The sequence below is a fragment of the Herbiconiux sp. genome, from assembly GCF_023264895.1.
Lineage (GTDB): Bacteria > Actinomycetota > Actinomycetes > Actinomycetales > Microbacteriaceae > Herbiconiux.
Genome location: NZ_JAHFUY010000140.1, coordinates 1 through 6,916, shown reverse-complemented (window position 1 = coordinate 6,916; position 6,916 = coordinate 1). Strand labels below are relative to the sequence as shown.

General features: G+C 72.4%; 5 protein-coding genes. 3 read left to right on the top strand and 2 right to left on the bottom strand.

Going from position 1 to position 6,916, the window contains the following annotated elements; all coding sequences use genetic code 11:
* Window positions 1-94 precede the first annotated feature (94 nt).
* Both pucL and Q0D57_RS18710 read right to left on the bottom strand, forming a co-directional pair.
* Window positions 95-1,033 carry a factor-independent urate hydroxylase gene (gene pucL / locus Q0D57_RS18715; RefSeq protein WP_291046895.1) on the bottom strand — a complete coding sequence of 313 codons (939 nt, stop codon included), beginning with the start codon at window positions 1,031-1,033 and terminating at the stop codon, window positions 95-97.
* Window positions 1,034-1,154: 121 nt separating this feature from the next.
* Complete coding sequence (locus Q0D57_RS18710; RefSeq protein ID WP_291046892.1) at window positions 1,155-2,699, bottom strand: amidohydrolase family protein; 1,545 nt, start codon at window positions 2,697-2,699, stop codon at window positions 1,155-1,157.
* A 74-nt stretch (window positions 2,700-2,773) separates the two neighbouring features.
* Between Q0D57_RS18710 and Q0D57_RS18705 the strand changes: the two genes are divergently transcribed.
* The 3 genes from Q0D57_RS18705 (at window position 2,774) to Q0D57_RS18695 (ending at window position 6,763) form a co-directional block, all read left to right on the top strand.
* Window positions 2,774-3,952, top strand: a complete 1,179-nt coding sequence (locus Q0D57_RS18705; RefSeq protein WP_291046891.1) for a methylenetetrahydrofolate reductase C-terminal domain-containing protein — start codon at window positions 2,774-2,776, stop codon at window positions 3,950-3,952.
* Between the two features lie 84 nt (window positions 3,953-4,036).
* A complete protein-coding gene (locus tag Q0D57_RS18700; protein WP_291046889.1) occupies window positions 4,037-5,005 on the top strand; it encodes an intradiol ring-cleavage dioxygenase in 969 nt (322 codons plus the stop codon).
* Between the two features lie 21 nt (window positions 5,006-5,026).
* A complete protein-coding gene (locus Q0D57_RS18695) occupies window positions 5,027-6,763 on the top strand; it encodes a thiamine pyrophosphate-binding protein (protein ID WP_291046888.1) in 1,737 nt (578 codons plus the stop codon).
* Window positions 6,764-6,916 lie beyond the last annotated feature (153 nt).

The window sequence follows — 6,916 nt, the reverse complement described above, 5'->3', positions numbered from 1 at the left end:
TGGCGTGCGTCCGCGAAGCGGATGCGGGAAGCACCTCGACCGGAAAAGGTCCACCCCGCGACGCCCACCCCGAGCAGCACCGAACGGCAGAAACCTACGCGAACCCCCCGGCGACATCCCAAGCCGCCCCCGCATCAGGAGCATCGTCCCGAAGCACAGACGCCTGGATCAGCCCATAAGGCCGATCATCGGCGTTGAAGACCTCGTTCCGATTCTCCAGCCCGAACGGCGCGAGATCGTAGAGGAAGTGGTGCTTGTTCGGCGCAGACATCCGCAGCTCCACGATCACCGGGAACCGCTCCAGCACGGCCTTCCCCATCTCGTAGAGCGTCTGCTGCAGCGCGAGCGAGTGCAAGGTGGCGAACACCTCCACCATGGTCTGCTTAACCCCCGAGTACACGCCCTCCCAATCGAACGCGGCAGCGTCGTCGACGGAGGCAGAGCCGACGGCCTCGGAGTCGAACCTCCACCTCGCCACGAGCGACGTAGCCATGATCCGGTCGCTCGTGGGCTCGAGCACGGTGTATTCGTCCGAGAGGAAGTCGTGGAACTCGGATCCGGTGGTCTTCAGCAGCACGAGATCCTTGAATCCGCCCACCACCCAGGTGCGCTGCGCGTCGCCCTTCCCCTCCACGGTCACGGCGGCCGTGCGCACCTCCTGGCCGCGCCGCACGAAGGTGAAGTCGTGCTCGGTGCCGTCGACGACCACGCGCTCCCAGGCGTACTCCTCGATCTCGATCCTGGCCCCGGTGACGGGCGCCACGTCGTCGACGAAGTGCCGCGCGAGCTCGAGGCCGTAGGGCTCGATCGAGGTGAGGCCCTTCTCCTTCGCGTAGGAGTAGGCGGTCTGCTTCTGGGTGTCGGTGGGCAGCACCGCGCTCTGGTCGCCCACGAGGTGGGCCGGATCGAAGGCGCCGCGGAGGGCGGTCGAGACGTTGACGTCGTGGATCTCGTGCCGCGGGCTGTCGCGGTAGATGCGCACGACGCGGTTCTCCGCCTTGCCGTACTGGTGCGGTCCGAGGACGATCGCCATGGTTCCCTGCTCACTGCACGCCTCGGTCGGGCGCGCGATCCCAGTCTGGCGGCGGGCAGGCGAGACGAGCAGCGGATGCGCCGCGCGGGCTCCGGAATTTACGCCCAATTTACGTGGGGGCTCAGTCGCTGGAACCGCTCCCGGGCCGCTCGAGCAGCCGACCCGCGGGGGCGACGGCCGCAGCAGCACCCGAGTCCGCACCGGCATCAGCGCCGACATCCGCACCGAGCCCGGTGCCGAGCTGATGCACGACCTCGCCCGCGAGCCACGTGGTGTGCACGATGCCGTGCAGGGTGCGCTGGTCGTAGGCGCTCACCTTGTTGCGGTGCTCGAGGGCATCCGCCTGCACCGCGAAGGACTCGTCGGGGGCGAACGCCACGAGATCCGCGACCCGCCCCACGGCGATGCCGCCGCGGTCGTCGAGGCCCACGAGGCGGGCGGTGGCCTCGCTCATCCAGCCGAGCACGCGCTCGAGGCCGATGCCGCGCTCACGTGCCGCGGTCCACACCGCCGGGAAGCTCACCTGGAGCCCGGAGATGCCGCCCCAGGCCTCCTGGAACGAGCCGTCGCCCGCGAACTTGAGCTCGGCGGTGGAGGGCGAGTGGTCGGAGGCGATGAGGTCGATCGTGCCGTCGACGAGGGCCTCCCAGAGCAGGTCGCGGTTGCCCTCGTCGCGGATGGGCGGGCAGCACTTGAACTGCGTGGCGCCGGCGGGGATGTGCTCGGCCGAGAACGAGAGGTAGTGCGGGCACGTCTCCACCGTGAGCGGCAGCCCCTCGGCCTTCGCGGCCCGGATCTGGTCGAGTGCGCGGGCGCTCGAGAGGTGCAGGATGTGGGCGCGGGCACCCGTGGCCCGCACGCCCGCGATGACGTGCGCGATGGCATCCTCTTCGGCGAGGTCGGGGCGGGTGGCCACGAAGGCGAGGTAGTCGCGGGCGTCGGCGGGGGCGGCGTGGCCGGCGTGATCGGTGCCCGCGTGGTCGGTGTCCGCGTGGTCGGTGTCCGCGCGGTCGGTGCCCGCGTGGTCGGCACCAGCCGAGTCGGCGTCGGCCGACTCGGCCCCGGCGGAGGGGGCGGAGCGGTCGAGCACGTCCGGATCCTCGGCGTGCACGATGAGGAGGCCGCCGAAGCCGGCGATCTCCTCGAGCGCCGCCCGCAGCTCGGCGCCCGAGAGGTGGGGGAACTCGTCGACGCCCGAGGGCGAGAGGAACGCCTTGAAACCGAAGACGCCCGCGTTCCAGAGCGGCTCGAGCGCGCCGAGGTTCGAGGGCACGGCCCCGCCCCAGAAGCCCACGTCGACGCTCGCCTGAGGGCCCGCCGCGGCGCGCTTGGCCTCGAGGCCCTCGAGGGTCGTGGTGGGCGGGATGCTGTTGAGCGGCATGTCGACGATCGTCGTGACCCCACCGGCGGCCGCGGCGCGCGTGGCGGTCGCGAAGCCCTCCCACTCGGTGCGGCCGGGCTCGTTGACGTGCACGTGCGTGTCGACGATGCCGGGCACGAGCACCTGGCCCTCGGGCAGTGTGACGACGGCGTGCGCGGGCACCTCCTCGTCGTGCTCGGCGAGGGCAGCGATGACGCCGTCGCGCACCGCGACGACGGCCGGGCGCCACTCACCGTCGATGAGCACGGCGTCGGCGCGGATGGCGAGATCGTAGGTGGTCGACATGCTCGAAGCCTAGGCGAACCGGCTCGACCCGGGCCGGAAACAGAGCCGACACACGGCGTGGCTAGCATGGGCGCATGAGCGCGCCGGACGCACCCGCAGCGGCCCCGGCCGAGGCCCTCGGCCAGGCTGCGGTCCGGCCCACGGACCGTCCCGGCGCGGGGTGCCCCAAGCAGATGCACTTCGGGCCGTGCGGCGGGGTCGAGTTCGACGGCACGTGCGAGGTGGGGGAGTTCGCGTGCGTCTTCCTCGAGACGCCGACCGTGCGCTGGCCGACCGCCGAGCCCGCCCTGCAGACCGCCCTGTCGAACGCCGAGTCCGCCCGGCCGACCGCCGAGTCCGCCCTGCCGAGCTCCGAGCCCCTCTCGCCCGCCGCCGCCATGCGGGCGCTCCTCGCCACGCGGCAGATCGTGGTGGCCGACTTCCCGGCCCGGGCGCTCGACGCGCGCTCCCTGGCCGACTGCGCGGGCGCTCTCGCGGGCCGGGTCGACGCCGCCCTCGCGGGGGACTCCGGCCGAAACCGCGTGCAGTTCCCGCCCGCCTACCGCGCCCACCTCATCCGCGAGGCCGGTCTCGCCGTGTGGACGGGGCTGAACTGCCGCGACCGCAATCGCGTGGCCCTCGAGGGCGAGCTGGCGGGGCTGGCCGACGCCGGCGCATCCGCTGTGCACTGCGTGACGGGCGACCACACGCTGACCGGTGGGCGGCCCGACGCGCAGCCCGTGTTCGATCTCGACTCGACCGAGCTCGCCGCCCTCGCGCGCCGGGCCGGTCACCTCGTGTCGGTGGGGGAGTCGCCGTGCACTCCTCCGGTCGATCGCCGGGCGGCGCGGCTCGCCGAGAAGGTGCGCGCGGGTGCCGAGGTGTGCTTCGTGAACCACGCGGGCGGGGCCGAGCCCGTGCGCCGCTTCATCGGCGAGAGCCACGAGGCGGGCGTGGCTCCGGCCTTCGTGGCGTGCGTGCCCGTGGTGCTCGACCGGGGGAGCGCGGCGCTCCTGCGCTCGTTCACCACGCTCGTGCTGCCCGAGGGCTTCCTCGAGGGCATCCTCGACGCCACCGATCCCCACCGGGCGGGTCTGGATGCCGCGACCCGGCTGTGCGAGGAGCTGCTGCAGGTGGAGGGCGTGGCCGGGGTGAACCTCTCGGGCGGCGCGGCCGACGGCGGGGAGGTGGCCTTCGCCGAGGCGATGGGGGCGGTGGCCGACCGGCTGGGCCTGGGTGCGGGAAGCGCTGCCGCGCCCCACCCGGAGTCATAGACCGCTCATAGGCCGCGCATCGGAGCCTGCCTGAAGCCCCGCACAGGATGGGGCCATCAGTCAGACGACCCGAGCGAGGCGACGATGAGCAGGATCCCCGAACCCCAGTCCACCCCAGAAGGCCCGGCCTACGAGGGCCGGCTCCTCGACCGGTCCGACGAGGAGGTGGTCGACCAGGGTGCCGCCTTCGACCTCCGCACCCTCGTGAGCCGCCGCACGGTGCTGAGCGTCTTCGGGCTCGGGGTAGGCGCCGTGGCGCTCGCCGCCTGCACGACCGACACCGGCGGCGCCGGCGGCACAGCATCGTCGGGAACGGCCACGGATGCCGCGACGGACGCGAGCGCCACCGGCGAGATCCCGGACGAGACCGCGGGCCCCTACCCGGGAGACGGATCGAACGGGCCCGACGCCCTGGCCGACTCCGGCATCGTGCGGAGCGACATCCGCTCGAGCATCGGCGGCGGAACGACCGCCGAGGGGGTGCCGATGGCGCTGTCGCTGACCGTGCTCGACACGGCGAACGGCGACGTGCCGTTCGAAGGCGTGGCGGTCTACGTCTGGCACTGCGACGCCGCGGGCGGCTACTCGATGTACTCCGACGGCATCGAGAACGAGACCTACCTGCGCGGCGTGCAGGTCGCCGACTCGAGCGGCACGGTCGCCTTCACCTCGATCTTCCCCGCCTGCTACACCGGGCGCTGGCCGCACATCCACTTCGAGGTCTACCCGACCCTCGACGACATCGGCGACTCGGCGAACGCCATCGCCACCTCCCAGGTGGCACTGCCGCAGGGTGCGAGCGAGTCCGTCTACGCACTCGCGGGCTACGAGGGCTCGACCGAGAACCTCGCCCAGGTCAGCCTCGACTCCGACAACGTCTTCGGCGACGACGGCGGCGCCCTCCAGCTCGCCACGATGACCGGCGACGCGACCTCCGGCTACCGGGCGGCCCTCACCGTGCGGGTCGACACCACGACCACCCCCACCGCCGGCGCCGCACCCTCCGGAGGCGGTACCGGAGGCGCCCCGGGCGGTGGCTCGAGGCCGCGCTAGCCGCTGTGCGATGCTGTCTGCATGAGCGACCAGACACCCGTGACCACCGTCACCGTCGGACAGTACCTCGCCACCCGCCTCGTGCAGCAGGGCGCCGATCACGTCTTCGGACTGCCCGGCGACTTCAACCTCAGTCTTCTCGATCAGATGACGACGGTCGAAGGCTTCACCTGGGTCGGCTCCACCAACGAGCTGAACGCCGCCTACGCGGCCGACGGCTACGCCCGCTTGAGAAGGGGGCTGGGGGCACTCGTGACCACCTTCGGGGTGGGCGAGCTCTCGGCCATCAACGGCGTGGCCGGCAGCTTCTCGGAGGACGTGCCGGTGGTGCAGATCACCGGCATGCCCTCGACGACCGCCAAGGCCGCGGGGCTCCACCTGCACCACACCCTCATCGACGGCGACTACGAGCACTTCTACCGGGCCTACCGCGAGGTCACCGCCTCGGCCACGATCGTGCGCGCCGCCACGGCCACCCGCGACATCGACGCGGCGCTGATGACGGCGCTCCGGGAGTCGAAGCCCGTCTACCTCGGCATCCCCGCCGATGTCGCGATCGCCCCCGTGCACGCCGCCAACCTCCGCACCCCGCTCGTCGCGGCCCGCTCGGACGGCGGCGAGCTCGAGCGCTTCGAGACGGCGCTCGCCGAGGTCGTGGCCGCGCAGCCGCAGGTGACCCTCCTCGTCGGCCCCCAGGTGCACCGCCGCTCGCTCGAGCCGCTCGTGCGCGAGATCGCCGACCACGACGGCGTCTATGTGGCATCGCAGAACATGTCGAAGGCCGTGCTCGACGAGTCGCACCCCGCCTCGCTCGGCACCTACATGGGCGCGTTCACCCGCGTCGACGAGGCGCGCGCCGCGGTCGACGACGCGCCGCTGCTCGTGCTCGCCGGCACCGTGATGAGCGACTTCCTCACCGGATTCTTCACCCAGCGGTTCGACGAGGACGCCGCGATCGAGCTCGGCCTCACCTCCGCGCGCATCGCCGACACCACCTTCTACGGCGTGCGGCTCGAGGACTCGCTACGGGTGCTGCACACCGTGCTCGGGCGCACAGCGGATGCCGGCCCCGACGGGTCCGGTCGCGCGCCCGTCTCGCCCGTGGGGCATCCGGATCTCGCCTCGGCGGCCGCGCCCACCCCTGGGGCCGCTCTCAGCCAGGAGTACTTCTGGGCGTCGGTGCAGGACTGGCTCCAGCCCGGCACCACCGTGATCGCCGATGCCGGGACCTCGTTCTACGGCGCTCTCGACCTCGTGCTGCCCGACGACTCGGCCCTGCTCGGGCAGCCCGTGTGGTCGTCGATCGGCTACACCGTGCCCGCCACCCTCGGGGCCTGCGTGGCGGAGCCCTCGCACCGCGCGGTGCTGTTCGTGGGCGACGGCGCGGCCCAGCTCACCGTGCAGGAGCTCTCGACCGTGCTGCACCGCGGCTACACACCCGTGGTGTTCCTGCTCAACAACGACGGCTACACCGTGGAGCGGAAGATCCAGAGCCCGACGGCCGTCTACCAGGACATCGCTCCGTGGGACTGGACCCTCATCCCGGCCGCCTTCGGGGCGGGCGACCGTGTGCTCACCACGAGGGCGACGACCGAGGAGGAGCTCGTCGCGGCTCTCGCGCTCGCGCGGTCGGCCACCGACAAGGCCGTGCTCGTGGAGGTCGTGCTGCCGCCGATGGACTCGCCGCGGCTGCTCACGGTGCTGACCGACGCCATCGCTGCCGCTGCGGCGGCCGCAGCCGGCACCCCGGGAAGCTAGCGCGGGGAGCCGGCGCGGGAGCCAACCGGCCAGCTAGCTGTACTGCCCAGGGACGTTGGTTGATGTGTGACGTGTTGATATGACGAAGACCTCCGGTGGAGGGTGGAGCTGTCTAGTTCTCAACCCGGTCCGGAGGTCTTCGTGTCCCACGCT